Genomic DNA, 19,941 nt, shown 5'->3' with positions numbered 1-19,941 from the left:
CCGGTATCAAGCTCGCCGCAGTACGGCGACCGCGATGCCTCCGGGAGGAATTCGATGGAAATCGCAGCGCTCGGCTATATCGGAATCAGTTCATCCCAGCTCGATCAGTGGAGCCGGATGGCGACCGGGCTGCTCGGCATGCAGCAGGTCGATCGCGGCGGCAAGATGCGGGCCTTCCGCATGGACGACCGCAAGCAGCGGCTGATCGTCGACGGCGGCAGCGATGCCGGCCTTGCAGTGATGGGATGGGAAGTTCCGTCGACGGTCGCGCTGGACAGGTTGGCAGGACGGCTCGAAAGCCATGGCATCAAGGTGGCGAAGGGCTCGCGCGCACTCGCTGACGAGCGGCATGTCGCCGAGCTGATCGCGTTCACTGATCCCGCCGGCAACCGGCTGGAGGCTTTTTGCAAGCCGGAGCTTGCGAGCGAGCCGTTCAGGCCGGGTCGCCCGATCTCGGGCTTCCGCACCGGCGCGCTCGGCATGGGGCATGTCGTGCTCAATGTGGAGGACGTCGAGCCGCTGTTGCCGTTCTATCGCGACGTGCTCGGCTTTCACGTCTCCGATTTCGGGCTGAAGCCTTACGGGCTTTATTTCTTCCACGTCAACGGCCGCCACCACTCCTTTGCGATGGTCGGCTCGGGGCGGAAGGCGATGCATCACTTCATGGTCGAGCTCGGCTGCCTCGATGATGTCGGGCAGGGCTACGATCTCGCACAAATGGACGAGGGACGCATTGCCTACACGCTGGGCCGGCACACCAATGATCACATGACCTCGTTCTACGTGAATACGCCGTCCGGCTTCTTCATCGAATATGGCTGGGGCGGCCGCGTCATCGATCCCGAGACCTGGCAGCCGCACGAGACCTTTGATGGGCCCTCGCTGTGGGGCCACGAGCGGCTGCATATGCCCGAAGAGCAGCGCACGCGATTGCGCGAGATGCGGCTGGATGCGGCTGCCCGCGGCGTGCGCGTCGCCGATCCACGCGTGCCGCCGCTCAATTGCGCGTGGCTGGACTCGGTGGTCGCGCGTGAGTGACCTGCGGCGACGTCGCGATCAGGCTTCGCCGAGATCGACCTCGGTCAAGATGCCCTGGCGCAGCGCCAGCCGGACCAGCTCGATGTCGGAGCCGACGCCGAGCTTGTCCTTGATCAGCGAGTGCAGGTTCGCCACCGTCTTCGGGCTGACATGCAGCGTCTCGGCGATCTCCTCCGTCGTGTTCTCGGCGAGCAGCAACCGCAGCACCTCGAACTCGCGTGGCGTCAGCACGTCGGCAGCGGAGCTCTCGCCGCTGATGCGGCTGAGTGCAAGCTCGTGGTCGATGTCGGGGCTGATGGCAATCTTGCCGGCGAGCACGTCCTTGACCGCGCGCACCAAGGTCTCGGGCGGGCTGGTCTTGGTGACGTAGCCCCGTGCACCGGCGCGGATCGCCTGCACGGCAAATCCGGCGTTCTCGTGCATGGTGAAAACGAGAATCCGTGCCGCCTTGTCCCACTGCCTGATCCGCCTGACGGCCTCGATGCCGCCTATGCCGGGCATGCTGAGGTCCATGATGACGAGGTCGGGCGTCTCGGATTTGTAGAGGCGATAGGCTTCCGCTCCGTCGGCCGCCTCGGCGACAACGCGCAGGCCCGGCTGCTTCTGCAGCACCGAGCGATAGCCCTCACGGACGACGGAATGGTCGTCGACCAGCAGGATGGTCGCTTCCGCCGTGCTCATGCAGCGTGCTCCAGGGCCTCAGAGGCGGCAGCCGGGAGCGGAATGAATACGCGCAGCGAGGAGCCCTGAAGGCCGGTCTCGAAGCTGATCCGGCCGCGAAGCGCGGCGACGCGCTCGCGCATGCCCAGCAGGCCCATGCCCGATTTTGCGGAAGCCTCGTTCGGGCGGCCGTCGTCCTCGACCACGAGAGCAATCTCGCTGTCGGCCATGGTCAAATGCAGGCTAACCTTCGTTGCACCGGCATGCTTGGCCGCGTTGGTGAGTGCCTCCTGCACGATGCGGTACAGGTTGGCACTGACGGAGGCGGGCACGCTGTCGAAGGCGCCGTCGAACCGGATCTCGAAGCGCGGCTGGCCGCGGCTGCGGCCGTTCCACCCCGAGATCAGGCCTTCGAGACTGGCGACCAGGCCGAGCTCCTCGACATCGGGCGGCCGCAGCCGGAACAACGCGCCGCGCAGCGTCTCCATCATGCCTGTCGCGGTGCGGGCGATGCTGTCGCATTCGCCGAGCAGGTCGGGACAGTCCTGTGCCGCAGTCTGGCGGGCGGATGCGGCCAGCGCGCGGATCGCGGCGAGGGACTGGCCGAATTCGTCGTGCAGTTCGCGGGCGAGATGGCGGCGCTCCTCGTCCTGGAGCGCGATCAGCTTCCGCGTCAGCTCGTTGCGCTCGGCAAGCGCAGTGTCGAGGCTTTCGGCGAGGTGGTTGAAGACGTCGCGGATGGCGGAGAGCTCGGCGAGATCGAACGGCGGCAGCCGCGTGGTGAGGTCGCCGGCGGCGATGCGTTCGAGGCCGCTGCCGATCATGCGGGTGGGGCGCAGGGCACGGGCCAGTGCGGCATAGACCAGCGCACAGAGCAGCGGCAGCGCGATCGCAAGCGCGATCATCAGGCGGCCGGCCTCATGCCAGGCCTCTGCCGTCTGCACCGCCGGGTCGATCGAGACCACGGTCTCGCCGAGTTTGGTTCCGCGCACGATCACGGGCCGCGCCGCCTCGCGGCCGGGGTCGAACAGGCTGCGATAGAAGGCGGAGAAGGCTTGCGGCGGCGGGCTCGCCGGGGCAGGCGCGCCGCTACAAAAGCGCTGCAGCATGTCGCCGCTCGCGCTGCGGAAGCCGAGGCAGAGGCCGGGCGTCATCACATGGGCCGACACCGGGTCGAGGTCCGGAAAGTCCGAGCGAGGGCTCGCCGCCCACTGCACCTTGCCTTGCTGCAGCTCCAGCGTCTTGGCCACGATGGCGGCGATCCCGTCGATGCGCGCATGCGCGGCGCTATCGGCGGTGACGAGGAAATAGGTCGATATCACGGCGAAGCAGGCAGCCGATATCGCCGCCACGCGCAGCGTCAGACGGACCTTGAGATCGAATCTCGGGCGATTCCACATCGGCTTGCACCTGGTGCGAACGGGCTTGTCGCGCCTCATTAAAGGGCAGAACGCCGGCGGCGGGAAGCGTTCCCGACTTGCCGCACCGCAATGTCGTGAAAATTTCCCGGCATTGGTCGGGATCGTGGCAGCTGCGGGGCCTGAGGCGGCCCGTCCAGATTTTCGTCCCATCCACGAGGTTCGTTCATGCACCGCTGCCGCCTTGTTCTCTCCGCCTGTCTCCTCCTCGTCCTCTCTTGCTCGCCCCTCGCTGCGCAGGCCGCCATCGGCGTCGCCATGGACGATTTCAGCTACACCGACACTTCGGGCGAGCCGACCGACCAGACCGCGGCCCACGAGCGGCGGCTGGCGGCGTTCATGGCCGCGCTTCGAAGGGACATCGAGGCAGACCAGCGCTACCGCTTGGTGCGATCCGTCCAAGACGGAGCGGTGTTCAAGGTGGTCGGCGGCATTCAGAAGACGAGCACGCTGGTGCAATGGGCCAAGGTCGCCGTTATCGACGTCGGCGCCAAGACGCTTGTGCTGGACAAGCTCTACAGCTTCCGCGGCGACAATGACGAGGCATGGGAGCGCGCCCAGATGTTCGTGTCTCGCGAGGTCATGGCCGCGCTCGGCACGCCTGCGCCGGTCGCGCTTGCCGTGTTCGATTTCGAGCTCGAGGACATGACGGCCGCCTCAGCGGGGACGTCCGGTGCGTCGGATGCGCCATATCTCGCGGAGGTCACTGGCGGTGTGCGCGAGGCGCTCGGCCAATCCGGCCGTTACCGCATCGTCGAGGTCGGCGCAGAGGCGGGGAAGGCCGGCGCTTTGCGGGATTGCGGCGGCTGCGAGGTCTCCATTGCGCGCAAGCTCGGCGCGGACCAATCACTGATCGGCGTGGTGCGCCGCGTCAGCCGCACCGAATACACGCTGGGCTTCCAGGTGCGCGATGCCAGGACCGGCGCGGTGCTGGCGCGTGGCGACAGCGGACTACGCATGGGCGCCGACTATTCCTGGAAGCGCGGGGCCGTGCGGCTGGTCACCGACCGGCTGATCGAGGGGCAACAGGCCAACGACGCGCCTAGAAGGTAAGCTGGACCTTCATCGACTGCGCGCGGTCGCTGGCGAGCTCGAAGGCCGCGGCCGCATTCTCGAACGGCATGGTGGCCGTGATCAACGGCTTGACGTCGATCAGGCCGTCGCCCATCAGGCGCACCGCGAGCTCGAATTCGGGATCGAAGCGGAACGTGCCGCGCAGCTGCAATTCCTTAGCGACGATCGTGTTGATCGGCAGCGTCATCTCGCCGCCCAGGCCGAGTTGCACCAGCGTCGCGCCGGGCCTCAGCACGTCGAGCGCGGTGCGAAGCGCGGCCTGGTTGCCGGAGGCCTCGAACAGCGTGTCGAACACGCCCTTGCCGGCGCGCCAGGGATCGAGCGCAGTGGCATTGGTCGCGACGTTGATGGCATGCGTGGCGCCGAGCTTTTTCGCGACCGCGAGCGGGGCGTCGGCCACATCGGTGACAACAATCTCCGACGCGCCGCCGAAGCGCGAGACCAAAATCATCAGCGCGCCAATCGGACCGCAGCCGGTGATCAGCACGCGCTTGCCGAGCAGGGGACCGGCCTGCTTGCCGGCATGCAGGCACACCGCAAGCGGCTCGGCGACCGCGGCTTCCGCCAGCGACAGCTTGTCCGAGATCGGCACGGCCTGCGTCGCGTCGACCGTGATGAACTCGCGAAAGCCGCCCTGCACATGGGGAAAGCGCATCGCGCTGCCGAGGAAGCGCATGTCGAGGCACTGGTTGCGCATGCCTTCCTGGCAATGCAGGCAAGCCCCGCACGGTTTGCTCGGGTTGACCGCGACGCGCGTGCCCGGCCTGACATTGGCGACGCCGTCACCGACGTCAGCGACGACGCCGGCGATCTCGTGACCCAGGGCCATCGGTTGCTGAATCCGCACGACACCGAAGCCGCCGTGATGATAGTAGTGCAGATCGGAGCCGCAGATCCCGCCATTGGCGATCTTGACGCGGACCTCGCCAGGGCCGGGGGCGGGATCGGCATAATTGTCGATCCGCAGATCCTTCGGGGCGTGAATGACGACGGCGCGCATGGCTTGCTCCTTCGTGGTCTTGGCGATCACATCGCGGCGATCATGCCGCCATCGACATAGATGATCTGGCCGTTGACGTAGGTCGACGCATCCGAGGCGAGGAAGATGGCGGCGCCCACCAGCTCATCCGGCTTGCCCCAGCGCTTGGAGGGAATGCGGCCCATCAGCCAGGTATTGAAATCGGCGTTGTTGACCAGCGCCTCGTTCATGTCCGTGAGCATGTAGCCGGGGCCGATCGCATTGGCCTGGATGCCGTGCTGGGCCCATTCCACCGCCATCGAACGGGTCAGGTTCTTGATGCCGCCCTTGGCCGCGGTGTAGGGCGCAATGGTGGGGCGGGCGAGCTCGCTGCCGAGCGAGCCGATATTGATGATCTTGCCGTGCTTGCGCGGGATCATGCGCTTGGCCGCCTCGCGGCCGATCACGAAGGCGCTGGTGAGGTTGGTCTCGATCACCTTGCGCCATTCGTCGGTGGTGAACTCCACCAGCGGCTTGCGATGCTGGATGCCGGCATTGTTGACGAGGATGTCGACGGCGAGGCCTTGCCTGTCGAACTCGTTGAAGGCGGCGACGATTGCGGGCTCATCAGTGACGTCAAAGGCAGCGCCTTCGGCCTGATGGCCGGCGGCGCGAAACTCGGCGACGGCCTGCTCGACGCGCTTGGGATCGACGCCGTTGATGATGATCTTCGCGCCGGCCTTGGCCATGCCTTCGGCGATGGCGCGACCGAGGCCGCGGGACGAGCCGGTCACGAGCGCCGTGCGGCCGGAGAGATCGAAGAGGGACGTGCTCATCTCAAAATTCCTCAGACGTTGGAGCGGCGCACGGTGAGATCGGTGCGCTCGAAGACGGCAGGCAGGAGGTCGACGCCCAGGCCGGGACCTTCCATCGGGAAGACATAGCCGTCCTTGATGGTGGGCATCGTGGTGACGAGCTCATTGTACCAGCCCTTGTAGAAGGCGCGCACTGATTCCTGGATCAGGGTGTTGGGCTGGCTGAACGACATGTGGATGGCCGCGATGAAGCCGATCGGGCCAATACAGTCATGAGGAGCAAAAGGCCGGTGATAGGTCTCGGCCATTGCCGCGATCTTGCGGCCTTCGGTGAGACCGCCGGTCCAGCACAGATCGGCCATCACCACATGCATGGCGTCGCGGTCGAGCATGTCCTTGTAGGGGAAGCGCGAGCCCAGCGTCTCGCTGGCGCAGACCCAGACGTCGGTCGAGCGGGCATATTCGGCCAGCGCCTGCGGCGAGTTCATCCGGATCGGGTCCTCGTACCAGGTCGGCTTGTAGGGCTCGAGCGCACGGGCGATCTGCTTGGCGGTCGGTAGATTCCAGAGCGAATGGAGCTCGACCATGATCTCCATCTTGTCGCCGACGGCTTTGCGGATCTTCTCGAACGGCTCAATCGCCTGCTTCATCTGTGCGGCGGTGATGTAGAGGCCCTTGTTCTCCTGCGCGGCGGGATCGAACGGCCAGATCTTCATCGCCGAGATGCCGCTTTCGAGCAGGCTTTCGGCGAGCGCATCGGCATGGTTCATGAAGCCGTCGAGATCTTCATAGGGCCCCTTGGAGGCGCCGAGATTCCAATTGGCCACCGGGCTGATATTGGTCGAGCGCACATATTGCGTGCCGGCGCAGGTGTTGTAGATGCGCTGCTTGTCGCGGCAGAGGCCCCCGAGCATCTGGTGCACCGGCTGACCGCAGACCTTGCCGAATAGATCCCACAGCGCGATGTCGATCGCTGATGCCGCGCGGTATTCGACGCCGGTCGAGGACTGCGCCATCGGCAGATTCAGCATGTCGCGATGGATCGCTTCGATGTGCAGGGGATTGCGGCCGAGCAGGCGGCCGGCAAAGGTGTCGTGGATCTGAGCTTCGACCGCGCCGGCGCCATAGAAGGTTTCGCCGAGACCGATCAGACCAGTGTCGGTGTGGATGCGGACCCAGATGACGTTGGAAAATTCCTCGGTGCGCAATGTCTCGATCGACGTGATCTTCACGGCAAGTATCCTCCCATCGAACGGCGCTTCGCACCCGACGTCTCATTTTGCGCTGCAGCATGCTGCAGGTCGTGCCGAGTTCTTACGCTTGCTTGTAATATATCACAACATGTTTTAAGGGTGCCACAAACAAGGCGCCACCCAGCAACGAGAGCGCGGGCTGACGGGAGAGGACGGCATGGCACGGCGCAAGCGCGCACTCGCGGTGGTGAGACACGACGACGGGGAGGGCAGGCCCTCCCGGCGCAACCGTCTCAACTTCTTCGAGCTGGCTTATCAGAGGATCGAGGAGCTGCTCGTTCATTGCGAGCTCAAGCCCGGACAATTCATGACGATGCTGGAATTGCAGCAAATCACCGGTTTCGGCCGCACGCCGGTGCATCACGCCGTCAATCGTCTCTCCGCCGACACCCTCATCATCATCCGGCCGCGTCACGGCCTGCACATTGCGCCGATCGATCTGGCGCGCGAGCGCATGCTGCTGGCCTTACGCCGCGACATGGAGCGCTTCGTGATCCGCCTCGCGGCCGATCGTGCCAGCCTGTCGCATCGCAATCAGGCGCTGCACATCGAGCGCCTGCTGCGCGAGCGCCGCGCCAGCCTGACGCTCGACGAATTCAATCATATCGACCGCCGCATCGATGCGCTGGTGCTGGAGGCCGCCGGCGAACCTTTCCTGGTGCATACGCTGCGGCCGCTGCACACGCTGTATCGGCGCATCGGCTACATCCATCATCGCTTCATGCCGGGGCAGGCGGATCTGTCAGGCACGATCGATCATCATCTCGCCATTCTTGCAGCCGTTGCCAACCGCCGCGTCGAGGAGGCGGTGAAGGCGAGCGACGCGTTGATCGACTACATGGGCGAGATGTTTACGGGCATGGAGGCGGGGATCGATCCGCGCCTGCTCGATTGCAGCATCGAGCCGCTGCTCGGCGCGTAGAGCATGATCCGGAAAAGTGTGAGACGGTTCTCCGAAGAGATCATGCGCAAGACAACAAGCTAAAGCGTGATGAGATCCTGATGTCATCGCGCTTTAGAGAGTTCTGAAGAAAAGGAAGAAGAATGTCAACGATGGCGATGCCACAGGCGACCGCGAGCGAAGCCGCGGTCCGCTACCTCATCACGAACTACAGTCCCAAAGGCAACAAGGTCGGTTGGCTGATGATGGCCTCGATCCTGGTCGAGGCCTGGGACCTCTATTCGATCGCCTTCGTGCTGATCTTCATCAAGGAGCAGTACAATCCCGATCCACTGATGCTCGGCCTCGCCGCCGCGGGCACGCAGGGCGGTGCCCTGATCGGCGCGCTGCTCGGCGGTTGGCTGTCCGACAAGATCGGCCGCCGCGTGATGTTCCTCGTGACGATGGTGCTGTTCATCGTGCTGGCGCTGGCGCAGGCCTTCGTACCCAGCGTCGGCTGGCTCGTCGTGATCCGCTTCCTGCTCGGCATTCCACTCGGCTCCGACATCTCGACCGGCTACACCTACATCATGGAATCCATGGCCAAGGGCGAGCGCGAGGTCATGGGCAACCGCTGGCAGTTCATGTTCGCCGTCGGTGAAGTTCTCACCATCGGCGTCATCGTGATCTTCCTGCTGGTCGACATGAACCACGAGATGCTGTGGCGCGTGACGCTCGGTCTCGGTGCGGTGCCGGCACTGATCATCCTGATCATGCGTCACGACGTGCCGGAGACGGCGGTGTGGCTGGTGCAAAAGGGGCGCTACCGCGAGGCCAAGCAGGTCGCGCGCGAGATGTTCAACGACAATCTCGACATGCTGCCGGATCGGGACGTCGAGGTTCCCAAGACCAGCACGCGCGCATTCCTCGCTGACCTCAGGAAGGATCCGATTCGCTGGCGCGCCACCCTTTATGGCTGGATCGCCTGTTTCGCCCAGGCGAGCGAGTTCTCGACCTTCGCATTCTATCTGCCGGTGCTGTTTGTGATGGTCGGCGTATCGAGCGTGCTTGGCATCAATGTGGTGACGATGGCGCTGTTCTCTTTCGCCGCCCTGTCGGGCTGGGTCGGACCCTTGCTGACGCCGAAGATCGGCCATCGTGGCATCGCCATCGCCGGCTTCGGCATCGTGCTGGTTTCGCTGCTGGTCGCGGCCTTCGCGCTCTACACCGACAACAAGATCCTGCTGCCGTTCGCCGCCGCCGGCATGCTCTGGGGCCATTATTGGGATGCGTCGAACTGCATGACGATCCCGACCATGGTCGCCCGTCCGCGATATCGGGGCACCGCAAGCGGCTTCGCCTACATGTTCGTGAAGCTGCCGTCGTTCCTGGCGATCTTCCTGTTCCCAACGGTGTTTGCCGCGATCGGGCAGGCGAACGCCACGCTGATGGTCGCGATCTTCCCGCTGGTAGGCCTGCTTGCCGCGATCTTCATCCTGCCGGAAGTCTACGGCTACGAGAACGACTGACGATGAGCGCTATCTGATCGCGGCGGCTAACGCCGCGATCAGGGCCGGCGGCGTCACCAGCAGGCCGAGCTTGAGGAACGGCCAGGCGCCGACCTCGATTTTCTCGCGGCGGAGCGCGACCAGCCAGAGGATGGTGGCGAGCGAGCCGGTGACCGACAGATTGGGGCCGAGATCGACGCCAATCAGGATCGCGCTGACGACGGGCACCGGCAGATGATCGCCGGCGGCAACCGAGCCGGCGACGAGGCCGACCGGAAGATTGTTGGCGATGTTGTCGGCGAGCGCGGTGGCAATGCCCACGCTCCAGGCCGCCTGCGGGACCGATTGAGCTACCGCCTGGTGCAGCAACGCGTTGAGCTGCGCGATCACGCCGGTCTTGATCAACGCCTCCACCATGACGAAGAGCCCGCCGACGAGCGGCAACACGCTCCAGGACACCCCGCGCAGCACGGGCAAGGGTGATTGCCGGCTGAGCAGCAGCACGATCGCGGCCGTCACGCCGCCGCAGATAAAGGTCGGCAGGCCGAGCTGCTTGTCGAGCGCTGACGCCGTGACCAGCACGATGCCGATCGCGACGATGCCTATTGCGGTGAGCTTGCCGCCGCGGCCGAGCTTGGGATGCGGCACGCTGCGCGCGATCGTCTCTTCCTTCAGCGCGTGGTGCTGGGTCAGGCGCAGCACGATGTAGGTCAGCAGGATCGACGCCGCCGAGGGCAAGGCGAACAGGCGTAGCCATTCCGTCAGGTGCGGCATGCGCGCGCCGAACACGACGAGGTTGGCGGGGTTGGAGATCGGCAGGACGAAACTCGCGGCATTGGCGATGAAGGCGCAGACGAACAGATAAGGCAGCGGCTTCGCGCCGGCCGCGCGCGTCGCGGCATAGACGGCCGGCGTCAGCACGATCGCGGTAGCATCGTTGGAAAGCAGCACGGTCACGAGCGTGCCGACGAGATAGATAAGAAGAAACAGCCGCTGCGGCGAGCCGCGTGCGTATTCCACCGCGAGCGCGGCCAGATAATCGAACAGGCCTTCGAGCCGCGCCAGCTCGGCGATCAGCATCATGCCGATCAGGAAGAGATAGACGTCGAGGCCTTTCTCGATGCCGAGAAGCGCGTCCTGCCAAGGCAGCAAGCCTGATAGCACCAGGGCGCTCGCGCCGATCGCGGCCCAGATCGCCTCGGGCAGGCGAAACGGCCGGATGATGACGCAGGCGGTCGCGACGAAGATGATGCTCCAGGCCCAGATGGCGTCAGACGGCACGTTCATTCCTTGAGGTTCGGTCAGTCATTCGGCATCGATAACCGATGCGGGAACGGCTGTCTTCCCCTAGAGTCTTGCCGCGGCAACGGACTGGAATTCGTGGCTGCTTCTCGCGAATGTGACACTCACCTTGCGACTGACAGCTTCTCCATGATTGCCTTGCGCAGGATGCGCGAGAGCGATTCCACCGAATACGGCTTCTGGATCAGCTCGAATCCGCGGTGGGCGTTCTCGGCCAGCACGTTGCTGTAGCCGGAAGTGAGCACCACGGGCAGGCCCGGATAGCGCTCGCGGATGATGCCGGCGAGCTCGACCCCGTTCATGCCGGGCATGATGACGTCGGAGAACACGAGGTCGACGGCAAATTCGTTCTCGCCCAGGATCGCCAGCGCCGCGTTGGCATTGGCGACGCGGCGCACGACATAGCCGAGATCCTCCAGGAGCTCGGTGGAGAAGCGGCCGACCTCGTCGTCGTCCTCGACCACGAGCACGCGATAACCACGCCCGGTCGTGGCCGCCTCGTGGCTCAGGGCCGCTGCTTCCTTCTCCGTGGTGGGGCTTTGCGCCTGCGGCAGGTAGATGGTGAAGGTGGCACCTTCACCTTGCGTGCTCGTCACCGCAATGTCGCCCTCGGACTGCTTTGCGAAGCCGAAGGCCTGGCTGAGCCCGAGGCCGGTGCCCTTGCCGACCTCCTTGGTGGTGAAGAACGGCTCGAAGATCTGTTCGAGATGTTCCGGCGCGATGCCGCTGCCGGTGTCGGTAACGGAGATCGCGACATAGTCGCCGCGGCGCGCCGATTGTGCGCGCAGGCTCGGTATTCCCGAGACCTTGCGCACGGCGATGGTGAGGCGGCCTTCGCCGTCCATGGCATCGCGGGCGTTGATGGCGAGATTGATCAGCGCGGTCTCGAACTGGGCGATGTCGGCCACCGTGAAGCAACCGGTGTCCCGAACCTCCACGGCGATCTCGATGCGGGCGCCGACCAGCGGCCGCACCAGCTGCGCCACGCCCTCGACCTGGCTGCCGACGTTGAAGATCTGCGGCTTCAGCGGTTGCCGGCGCGCGAAGGCCAGAAGCTGCGCGGTCAGCTTGGAGGCGCGCTCGACCGTGTCTGAGATGGCATCGACGTAGCGTCGGCGGCGCTCCTCCGGCAGCTCGCGGCGGCGCAGGAAATCGGTCGCAGAGCGGATGATGGTGAGAAGATTGTTGAAGTCGTGAGCGACGCCACCGGTGAGCTGGCCGATCGCCTCCATCTTCTGCGACTGCCGCAGCGCTTCCTCGCCGCGGCGCCGCTCGGTGATGTCCACCGCCTCGGGCACGGCGCCGGTGATGTTGCCCTGGCGGTCGAGCACGGGACGCATGCCGAAGTCGAAATCGCGCTCGCCGATCGGAAGGCGCAGGCGCATCTCCAGCCGCACGGGTTCGCCCTTGAGCACGGTGTCGAAGGCCTCGCGCACGGCGGCACTCATGCCCTCCGTGCCGGTGAACCAGGGTGTGTCCCAGAACGGCTTTCCGACCACGTCCGCGGAATTCGCCTTGATGCCGGCGAGCGCGGTCTTGTTGGCGTAGACCAGCTGGCCCTCGAGATTGACCAGGCCCTGATACTGATTGCTCGTCTCCAGGATCGCGCGCAGCCGCGCCTCGTTGGCTTCGAGCTCGGCGGTGCGCTCGGCGATGCGCTCTTCCAGCGTCTCGTTCAGCCGCCGGAGATCGATCTCGGCCTGCTTGGCGACGGTGACGTCGTGGGCGACGCCGATGAAGCCGATATGCTTGCCGGTCGCATCCCAGCGCGGCTGCGATTCCGAGCGGAGCCAGCGCCATTCGCCGCTGGCGTTCTTGTAGCGCGCTTCCAGCACGAAGGGTTTGAGGGACGCTTCACCCTGGACGGATTGCTGCAGCACGTGCGGCAGGTCGTCGGGATGCAGCACCTTGCGCCAGTCGAAGTCGATGGCCTGGTCGTAGGGCAGGCCGACGAAATCGACATAGGCCTGGTTGGCGAAGGACCGCTTGCGGTCGAGCTTGGTGACCCAGATCGGCACCGGCGCGCTGTCGGCGATCAGCCGGAAGCGCTCCTCGCTTTCGCGCAGCGTCTCGCGCGCCAGCGCCTGATCGGTCATGTCGATATGAGCGCCGACGAGCCGGATGGCGCGGCCGTCCTTGTCGCGCTCGATCTTTGCGACGACCCGGATCCAGCGGGTCTCGCTGTCGCTGGGGCGGATGATGCGGTATTCGGCGCTATAGTCCTCGCTCGCTCCGGCGAGCGCTTCGAAGAAATGCTTGACAGTGGCGTCGCGGTCGTCGGGATGGATACGGTTGACCCAATCCTCGTGCGACTCCTCGGCGGCTTCCGGCGGAAGGCCGTGGATCATCAGATATTCGGGCGAACGCCGGTTCTTGAAGCCTTCGCGGAAATCGACCTCGACGCCGCCGACCTTGCCGATGCGCTGGATGCGCGCCAGCTCGGCCTCGCGCTCCTGCAGCGCGCGATAGGCATTGTCGCGCTCGCGCGCGACGTCTTCGAGGTGCTGGCGCAGCCTTTCGGCGGCGATGGTCTCGGGCAAGGGTTCGTTCAAGGCATCGGCCGTTGTCATGCAGGTGCGCACGTGCCGGACCGATATTCACACAGACGGAGCGTGATGGCCATTGTTTAGAGGGCAGGTGGTGCCGGGAAATGGGGGCGCGCGCCTGAACGCAGAGAAGTACGCGGTGGTAACGTTCGGTCTGGCGATTTGTTCCGAATACTGGAACGATCGGCGGATTGAGGCGTCGTCGCGAGGTGCCAGCGCGCTCATAGGCTTTCCTTTCCCACGAGGCTAAATCTTGAAGCTCTTTATCTGCCAGGCCTGCGGCAACGTCCTCTATTTCGAGAACCGCGCCTGCGAACGCTGCGGCCATCGGATCGCCTTCCTGCCAGAGAAGGAGACGATGTCGGCGATCGAGGCCGACGGAGACGCCTGGACCATCCTCGCCGACAAGAGTGAGAGCCGGATGCTGTGCCGGAATGCCGAGTACGACGCCTGCAACTGGCTGACCGACGCAGGCGATAGCACCGGCTATTGCCGCGCCTGCCGCCACAACGGGACCGTGCCGAACCTTTCGGATCCGGCGCAGCTCGCCGGCTGGCGCGAGCTGGAGGTGGCCAAGCACCGGCTGTTCTATTCCCTGATCCGCTGGAAGCTGCCGCTCCAGACCCGCCAGGACAATCCCGAACATGGCCTGATCTTCAACTTCCTCGCCGACGATCCGCACAGCGGCGAGAAGGTCATGACCGGCCATGACAACGGCCTGATCACGATCGCGCTGACCGAGGCCGACGACATCGAGCGCGAGCGGCGCCGGCTCGAGATGGGCGAGCCGTACCGGACGCTGCTTGGGCACTTTCGCCACGAGGTCGGACATTACTTCTGGGATGTGCTGGTGCGCGATGGCGGCAAGCTCGACCAGTGCCGCGCCGTCTTCGGCGACGATAGCGCCGATTACGGCCAGGCCCTGCAGCGCCATTATGCCGAGGGCGCGCCGCCGGACTGGCAGCAGAACTACGTCTCGGCCTATGCCACGACCCACCCTTGGGAGGATTTCGCCGAAACCTGGGCGCACTACCTCCACATCGTCGATGCCCTCGAAATGGCCGCCGAGTTCGGCATGGAGGTGCGTCCCAAGGTCGACCGCGACGGGGAGCTGACGGCGCGCATCCGCTTCAACCCGTACGAGGCCAGGGATGTCGAGGCGCTGGTCAACGCATGGCTGCCCTTCACCTTCGCCATGAACAGCGTCAACCGCGCCATGGGCCTGCGCGACCTCTATCCCTTCATCCTGTCGCCCGCGGTGGTCGGCAAGTTGGGCTTCATTCATGACCTGGTCCGGGACGCGGCCAAGGCCGGAAAGTCCTAGGGATGCCGCACGGCAGGCGCGCCGGGCCCATTTCGGTCTTGCGCTGGTACGCCAAAGACGGCCCGATTTAGACCGTTGCCTCCGGCCCATTTTGATGTACCACGGGAGCCACACGGCCCCTCCCAAAGGCCCCAACGGCCAGGGAAGGGTCCCGCCCAAGGTCGAGACTCAAGAAAAGCATGTTCAAACGCATTCTGATCGCCAATCGCGGCGAAATCGCCTGCCGGGTCATCAAGACTGCCCGCAAGATGGGAATTCAGACGGTCGCGGTCTATTCCGAGGCCGACCGCGATGCCCTCCACGTCGAGATGGCCGATGAGGCGGTGCTGATCGGCCCGCCGGCCGCGGCCGAGAGCTACCTGGTGATCGAGAAGATCGTGGAGGCCTGCCGGAAGACGGGTGCCGAGGCTGTGCATCCCGGCTACGGCTTCCTGTCCGAGCGCGAGGCGTTTCCGCGCGCGCTGGAAGCCGCAGGAATCGTTTTCATCGGCCCGAATCCCGGTGCGATCGCCGCAATGGGCGACAAGATCGAGTCCAAGAAGGCCGCCGCAAAAGCAAAAGTCTCGACCGTGCCGGGCTATCTCGGCGTCATCGAGGACGACAAGCACGCGGTGCGGATCGCCGACGAGATCGGCTACCCCGTCATGATCAAGGCCTCCGCCGGCGGCGGCGGCAAGGGCATGCGCATCGCCCATTCCAAAGCCGAGGTTGCCGAGGGCTTCAACCTCGCCAAGGCGGAGGCAAAGGCCTCGTTCGGCGACGACCGCGTCTTCGTCGAAAAGTTCATCGTCGATCCCCGCCACATCGAGATCCAGGTGCTGGGCGACAAGCACGGCAACGTGATCTATCTCGGCGAGCGCGAATGCTCGATCCAGCGCCGCAACCAGAAGGTCATCGAGGAAGCGCCGTCGCCGCTGCTGGACGAGGCGACCCGCCGCAAGATGGGCGAGCAGGCGGTCGCGCTGGCCAAGGCCGTGAACTACGATTCCGCCGGCACGGTCGAGTTCGTCGCAGGCCAGGACAAGAGCTTCTACTTCCTGGAGATGAATACGCGCCTCCAGGTCGAGCATCCCGTCACCGAGCTCGTCACCGGCATCGATCTCGTCGAGCAGATGATCCGCGTCGCGAGCGGCGAGAAGCTCGCCATCGCGCAGAAGGACGTCACGCTGACCGGCTGGGCGGTGGAATCGCGCCTCTACGCCGAAGATCCGTTCCGCAACTTCCTGCCCTCGATCGGGCGCCTGGTGAAATATCGTCCGCCGGCGGAAGCGAGCCACGACGGCATCACCATCCGCAACGATACCGGCGTGCAGGAGGGCGGCGAGATCTCGATCCATTACGATCCGATGATCGCCAAGCTCGTCACCCATGCGCCCTCGCGCGCGGCGGCGATCGAGGCGCAGGCGACTGCACTGGACTCGTTCTATGTCGATGGCATCCGCCACAACATCCCGTTCCTGTCGGCCTTGATGCATCATCCGCGCTGGCGCGAGGGACGGCTCTCGACCGGCTTCATCGCCGAGGAATTCCCCAAGGGTTTTGCGGTGCGTGTGCCCGAGGGCGAGGTCGCGCGTCGCATCGCCGCGGTCGGCGCCGCGATCGATCACGTGCTCGGAGCGCGCAAGCGGCAGATCTCCGGCCAGATGGGCGGCCGCGTCGTGCAGCGCGAGCGGCGTCGCGCGGTCTGGCTCGAGCGCCAGGAGATCCTGCTCGAGGTCGCGCGCGAAGGCGAGGCGATCGCGATCCGCTTCATCGACGCCGACGGCAAGGCCGGCAACACGCATCTGTTGCAGTCGCCGTGGAAGCCGGGCGATCCGGTCTGGCAGGGCACCATCGACGGGCAGTTCGTCGCGGTCCAGGCTCGGCCGATCGCCAACGGCATTCGCCTTGCGCATCAGGGCGTCGAGGTGCCGGTCTATGTCTGGACCGAGGCCGAGGCGGCCTCCGCGCGGCTGATGCCGGTAACGACGGCCTCCGACAGCGGCAAGAAGCTGCTCTGCCCGATGCCGGGCCTCGTCGTCTCGATCGCGGTCAGCGAGGGGCAGGAGGTCAAGGCCGGCGAGACCTTGGCGGTGGTCGAAGCCATGAAGATGCAGAACGTGCTGCGCGCCGAACAGGACGGAACCGTGAAGAAGATCCACGCCAGCGCCGGCGCGACACTCGCGGTGGACGCGCTGATCCTGGAGTTTGCGTAAGATAAAAGATGTGAGTGGGGGTCTTGCCGGGCCCCAAGCTCACCGTCATTGCGAGCGCAGCGAAGCAATCCAGACTGCCTCTGCGGAAAGACACTGGATTGCTTCGCTGCGCTCGCAATGACGGAGTACGTTGCGGCTGCGTCGCAATATTGGGAGGGCAACCATGGCCTTTCGTTCCCGCCGCGAGAAACTGCGATCGATCCTGTCGGGCGGGACGTGCGTCCATCCCGGCTCGGTCTATGACGCGATCTCGATCCGCATTGCCGAGGATCTCGGCTTTCCGCTTGGCATGTTCGGCGGATCGGTGGCTTCGCTCGCCGTGCTCGGCGATCCCGATGTCACGCTGATCACGCTCACCGAGTTTGCCGAGCAGATGCGGCGGATGTCGCGGGCCTCGGCGCTGCCTGTGCTCGTCGACGCCGATCACGGCTATGGCAATGCGCTGAACGTGCGCCGCACGGTGCAGGAGCTGGAGACGTCGGGCGCGGCCGGCCTCACCATCGAGGACACGCTGTTGCCGGCCGCATTCGGTGCGACGAAGGCGCAGCTGATCTCGCTGGAGGAGGGCGTCGGCAAGATGGAGGCGGCGCTTGGCGGCCGCAGCGATCCCTCGCTGGTCATCATGGGCCGCACAGGCGCAGCCGCGATCACCTCGATCGAGGATGCGGTGCGCCGCGCCCAGGCTTATGAGGCCGCCGGCGTCGATGCGCTGTTTTTCACCGGCATCAAGTCGCGCGCCGAGCTCGAGGCCATCGTCTCCGCCACGCGGCTGCCGATCGTGCTCGGCGGCGCGTCTGAGGAATTGGGCGGGCTCGATTATCTTGCGAGTCAACGCGTGCGCATCGCGCTGCAGGGCCATGCACCGATCGCCGCCGCGACGCAAGCCGTCTACGAGACGCAGAAGGCGTTGCGCGAGGGCATGGCGCCAAAAAGCCTCAAGGGCCTGGCATCGTCGGAGCTGATGGCGCGCGTTACGCGCGAGGCCGCGGTCAAGGCGCGCAGCTCCGATTTGCTCGGATGGAAGAAGACATGAGTCGGGCGATTCTCCAGGTCATGATCCGCGGCCGCGTGCAGGGCGTCGGTTATCGAGCCTGGGTGGAGTCTCAGGCCATCGCGTATGCCCTCGAAGGCTGGGTCCGCAACCGCCGGGACGGCAGCGTGGAAGCGCTGTTCGCTGGCGCCCCGACGCACGTTGCCGACATGGTCGCGCTGTGCCGCCACGGCCCTCCGTCCTCGCGCGTCGACAGTGTCACCAGCGAGACGGCAAGCGTGGATGAGCTGAATTTGCGCAGGGCAGGGGAAGCGTTTTCGGTGCTGCCGACGGTGTAGATATATCGCGCTCTCCCCGCAAGCGGGGAGAGATGAAGAAGCCGTCACCTCGGCAATTTCGCGATCGCCTCGCTCAGCTCGTGGATCTCATAAGGCTTGCGCAGAATCGGGAAATCGCCGCGGACGCCGGCGGCGACCTCGCTGTAGCCGGTGGCGAGCAGGATCGGCAGGCCGGGACGGATCTGACGGAGGTGATGGGCGAGGCTGAGGCCGTCCATCTTGCCGGGCATGACAATGTCCGAGAACACGAAGTCGACGCCATCGCTCTCGATCTCGCGCAATGCCGCTTCTGCATCGGCGACACGGCGCACCCGGTAGCCGAGCTGCTCCAGAAGACCGATGCTGACCAGCGCGACATCGGGATTGTCCTCGACCAGCAGCACCGTGCCGCTGCCGCGGAACGCCGCTTCCGGTACCTCCCGCGACGGCATAGCGTTGCCGCGCGGCAGGACGATGGTGAATGTCGTGCCCTGGCCGAGCTCGCTCGCGACCTTCACCGTGCCGCCGGCCTGGTGGGCGAAGCCGTGGACCTGCGAAAGGCCGAGGCCCGTGCCTTTTCCGATCGGCTTGGTCGTGAAGAACGGCTCGAAGATCTTGTCGAGAACGTCGGAAGGAATTCCGAGCCCAGTATCGCGGACGTCGATTGCGATGAAATCGCCGATGAGGGGCGCCTCGTTCAGCACGAGGTTGCGCGCACCTATCGTCACCGTGCCGCCGTCCGGCATCGCGTCGCGCGCATTGATGACGAGGTTGAGCAGCGCGGTCTCGAGCTCGGAGACGTCGGCCTTGATCGGCCAGGTGCCGGAGTCGATCTCGAAAGCGAGACGCACGGAGCTGCCGACGCCCGCGTCGAGCACCTCGCGAATGGCTGCGATGCGTTCGCTAAAATCAATCGCCTGCGGGTTGACGCTTTGCCGCCGCGCGAAGGTGAGGAGCTGGTTGGTCAGCGCTGCGCCGCGCTTGGTCGCGGTGTCGATCGCCGAGATGGCTCGCTCGAGCTTGGGGTCGTCGGCGGCGCCTTTCTTCAGGATGTGAAGGCTGCCGCTGATGATCATCAGAAGATTGTTGAAGTCGTGGGCGACCCCGCCGGTGAGCTGCCCGAGCGCATCGAATTTCTGCGACTCGGCCAACTGCTTCTGCATCGCCTCGAGCTTGAGCTGGGCATTGCGGCGCTCTGTGATGTCTCGTGTGATCTTGGCGAAGCCGATCAGCCTGCCGTCCTCGTAGATCGGGTCGATCACGACGCTCGCCCAGAAGAACGTGCCGTCCTTGCGGACGCGCCAGCCTTCCTCCTCGTACCGGCCTTTTTCCCGCGCGATGCCGAGCGCCCGGGCGGGCTTGCCATTGGCGCGGTCGGTCTCGGTGTAGAAACGGGAAAAATGCTGGCCGAGGATCTCCTCTGGGGGGTAGCCCTTGATGCGTTCGCCGCCGATGTTCCAGCTGGTGATGATCCCGTTGGGGTCGAGCATGTACAGCGCGTAGTCGGCAACCCCCTCAACCAACAGCCGGAAACTGCGCTCGCTCTCGAACAGGTCTCTCTGTTGACTGAACTTTTCGACCATTCCCGGACCCCGCCTCGACGGGAACAAACGCGGCATCCGCGAGATGGTTCCCGCCCTGTGGGACATTTCTAGGCAAGCT

Annotated in this window: 16 protein-coding genes; 8 read left to right on the top strand and 8 right to left on the bottom strand. The window is 65.4% G+C overall.

Annotated features, from left to right (window positions below):
• Nucleotides 1–54: 54 nt before the first annotated feature.
• The gene (locus I6F21_RS14135) at nt 55–1,038 is read left to right on the top strand and encodes a VOC family protein (RefSeq protein WP_225139905.1); all 984 of its coding nucleotides are present in this window, start codon (nt 55–57) and stop codon (nt 1,036–1,038) included.
• 18 nt (nt 1,039–1,056) lie between these two features.
• On the opposite strand, the gene I6F21_RS14130 is transcribed toward I6F21_RS14135, so the two are convergent.
• Entirely contained in the window at nt 1,057–1,719 is a 663-nt protein-coding gene (locus I6F21_RS14130; RefSeq protein WP_036029111.1) for a response regulator transcription factor, read from the bottom strand.
• Entirely contained in the window at nt 1,716–3,098 is a 1,383-nt protein-coding gene (locus I6F21_RS14125) for a histidine kinase (RefSeq protein WP_225114973.1), read from the bottom strand. The genes I6F21_RS14130 and I6F21_RS14125 overlap by 4 nt, the downstream gene beginning before the upstream one ends.
• Nucleotides 3,099–3,284: 186 nt before the next feature.
• Between I6F21_RS14125 and I6F21_RS14120 the strand changes: the two genes are divergently transcribed.
• Nucleotides 3,285–4,169 carry a DUF3280 domain-containing protein gene (locus tag I6F21_RS14120; protein WP_225139906.1) on the top strand — a complete coding sequence of 295 codons (885 nt, stop codon included), beginning with the start codon at nt 3,285–3,287 and terminating at the stop codon, nt 4,167–4,169.
• Here the strand turns inward: I6F21_RS14120 and I6F21_RS14115 are convergent.
• The 3 genes from I6F21_RS14115 to I6F21_RS14105 are packed head-to-tail and all read right to left on the bottom strand — an operon-like array spanning nt 4,159 to nt 7,195.
• Nucleotides 4,159–5,190, bottom strand: a complete 1,032-nt coding sequence (locus I6F21_RS14115; protein ID WP_225139907.1) for an L-idonate 5-dehydrogenase — start codon at nt 5,188–5,190, stop codon at nt 4,159–4,161. The genes I6F21_RS14120 and I6F21_RS14115 overlap by 11 nt on opposite strands.
• Before the next feature lie 26 nt (nt 5,191–5,216).
• Complete coding sequence (locus I6F21_RS14110) at nt 5,217–5,984, bottom strand: glucose 1-dehydrogenase (RefSeq protein WP_225114305.1); 768 nt, start codon at nt 5,982–5,984, stop codon at nt 5,217–5,219.
• A gap of 11 nt (nt 5,985–5,995) precedes the next feature.
• Nucleotides 5,996–7,195 carry a mandelate racemase/muconate lactonizing enzyme family protein gene (locus I6F21_RS14105; protein WP_225114304.1) on the bottom strand — a complete coding sequence of 400 codons (1,200 nt, stop codon included), beginning with the start codon at nt 7,193–7,195 and terminating at the stop codon, nt 5,996–5,998.
• A 178-nt stretch (nt 7,196–7,373) separates the two neighbouring features.
• On the opposite strand from I6F21_RS14105, the gene I6F21_RS14100 reads away from it, so the two are divergent.
• Both I6F21_RS14100 and I6F21_RS14095 read left to right on the top strand, forming a co-directional pair.
• Nucleotides 7,374–8,138, top strand: a complete 765-nt coding sequence (locus I6F21_RS14100; protein WP_128266336.1) for a GntR family transcriptional regulator — start codon at nt 7,374–7,376, stop codon at nt 8,136–8,138.
• 122 nt (nt 8,139–8,260) lie between these two features.
• Nucleotides 8,261–9,625: an MFS transporter gene (locus I6F21_RS14095; protein WP_057029694.1), complete on the top strand. Its 1,365-nt coding sequence runs from the start codon at nt 8,261–8,263 to the stop codon at nt 9,623–9,625.
• A gap of 9 nt (nt 9,626–9,634) precedes the next feature.
• On the opposite strand, the gene I6F21_RS14090 is transcribed toward I6F21_RS14095, so the two are convergent.
• A complete protein-coding gene (locus I6F21_RS14090; RefSeq protein WP_225139908.1) occupies nt 9,635–10,885 on the bottom strand; it encodes an arsenic transporter in 1,251 nt (416 codons plus the stop codon).
• Nucleotides 10,886–11,010: 125 nt separating this feature from the next.
• Nucleotides 11,011–13,488, bottom strand: coding sequence for a PAS domain S-box protein (locus tag I6F21_RS14085; RefSeq protein WP_036013532.1), 2,478 nt, complete (start codon nt 13,486–13,488; stop codon nt 11,011–11,013).
• A gap of 217 nt (nt 13,489–13,705) precedes the next feature.
• Here I6F21_RS14085 and I6F21_RS14080 point away from each other — a divergent pair, with 217 nt between their 5' ends.
• The 4 genes from I6F21_RS14080 to I6F21_RS14065 all read left to right on the top strand — a co-directional run bounded on the left by I6F21_RS14080 (nt 13,706) and on the right by I6F21_RS14065 (nt 18,300).
• The gene (locus I6F21_RS14080) at nt 13,706–14,776 is read left to right on the top strand and encodes a putative zinc-binding peptidase (RefSeq protein WP_225139909.1); all 1,071 of its coding nucleotides are present in this window, start codon (nt 13,706–13,708) and stop codon (nt 14,774–14,776) included.
• Between the two features lie 179 nt (nt 14,777–14,955).
• A complete protein-coding gene (locus I6F21_RS14075) occupies nt 14,956–16,971 on the top strand; it encodes an acetyl/propionyl/methylcrotonyl-CoA carboxylase subunit alpha (RefSeq protein WP_225139910.1) in 2,016 nt (671 codons plus the stop codon).
• A 163-nt stretch (nt 16,972–17,134) separates the two neighbouring features.
• A complete protein-coding gene (locus tag I6F21_RS14070) occupies nt 17,135–18,004 on the top strand; it encodes an isocitrate lyase/PEP mutase family protein (protein ID WP_225139911.1) in 870 nt (289 codons plus the stop codon).
• Nucleotides 18,001–18,300 carry an acylphosphatase gene (locus I6F21_RS14065; RefSeq protein ID WP_036029132.1) on the top strand — a complete coding sequence of 100 codons (300 nt, stop codon included), beginning with the start codon at nt 18,001–18,003 and terminating at the stop codon, nt 18,298–18,300. Before I6F21_RS14070 ends, I6F21_RS14065 begins: the two co-directional genes overlap by 4 nt.
• Nucleotides 18,301–18,344: 44 nt before the next feature.
• On the opposite strand, the gene I6F21_RS14060 is transcribed toward I6F21_RS14065, so the two are convergent.
• Nucleotides 18,345–19,862: a PAS domain-containing sensor histidine kinase gene (locus I6F21_RS14060; protein ID WP_225139912.1), complete on the bottom strand. Its 1,518-nt coding sequence runs from the start codon at nt 19,860–19,862 to the stop codon at nt 18,345–18,347.
• Between the last annotated feature and the right edge of the window lie 79 nt (nt 19,863–19,941).

Origin of the sequence: Bradyrhizobium sp. NBAIM03 (assembly GCF_020194055.1) — a bacterium.
Lineage (GTDB): Bacteria > Pseudomonadota > Alphaproteobacteria > Rhizobiales > Xanthobacteraceae > Bradyrhizobium > Bradyrhizobium yuanmingense.
Note: the sequence above shows the minus strand (reverse complement) of the source record. Positions and strands in the feature narration are given on the sequence as shown.

Coding starts and splice junctions, on each gene's coding strand:
- I6F21_RS14060 (WP_225139912.1), bottom strand. CDS start 19,862: ATGGTCGAAAAGTTCAGTCAACAGAGAGACCTGTTCGAGAGCGAGCGC.
- I6F21_RS14070 (WP_225139911.1), top strand. CDS start 17,135: ATGGCCTTTCGTTCCCGCCGCGAGAAACTGCGATCGATCCTGTCGGGC.
- I6F21_RS14125 (WP_225114973.1), bottom strand. CDS start 3,098: ATGTGGAATCGCCCGAGATTCGATCTCAAGGTCCGTCTGACGCTGCGC.
- I6F21_RS14075 (WP_225139910.1), top strand. CDS start 14,956: ATGTTCAAACGCATTCTGATCGCCAATCGCGGCGAAATCGCCTGCCGG.
- I6F21_RS14110 (WP_225114305.1), bottom strand. CDS start 5,984: ATGAGCACGTCCCTCTTCGATCTCTCCGGCCGCACGGCGCTCGTGACC.
- I6F21_RS14130 (WP_036029111.1), bottom strand. CDS start 1,719: ATGAGCACGGCGGAAGCGACCATCCTGCTGGTCGACGACCATTCCGTC.
- I6F21_RS14135 (WP_225139905.1), top strand. CDS start 55: ATGGAAATCGCAGCGCTCGGCTATATCGGAATCAGTTCATCCCAGCTC.
- I6F21_RS14095 (WP_057029694.1), top strand. CDS start 8,261: ATGTCAACGATGGCGATGCCACAGGCGACCGCGAGCGAAGCCGCGGTC.
- I6F21_RS14115 (WP_225139907.1), bottom strand. CDS start 5,190: ATGCGCGCCGTCGTCATTCACGCCCCGAAGGATCTGCGGATCGACAAT.
- I6F21_RS14100 (WP_128266336.1), top strand. CDS start 7,374: ATGGCACGGCGCAAGCGCGCACTCGCGGTGGTGAGACACGACGACGGG.
- I6F21_RS14120 (WP_225139906.1), top strand. CDS start 3,285: ATGCACCGCTGCCGCCTTGTTCTCTCCGCCTGTCTCCTCCTCGTCCTC.
- I6F21_RS14065 (WP_036029132.1), top strand. CDS start 18,001: ATGAGTCGGGCGATTCTCCAGGTCATGATCCGCGGCCGCGTGCAGGGC.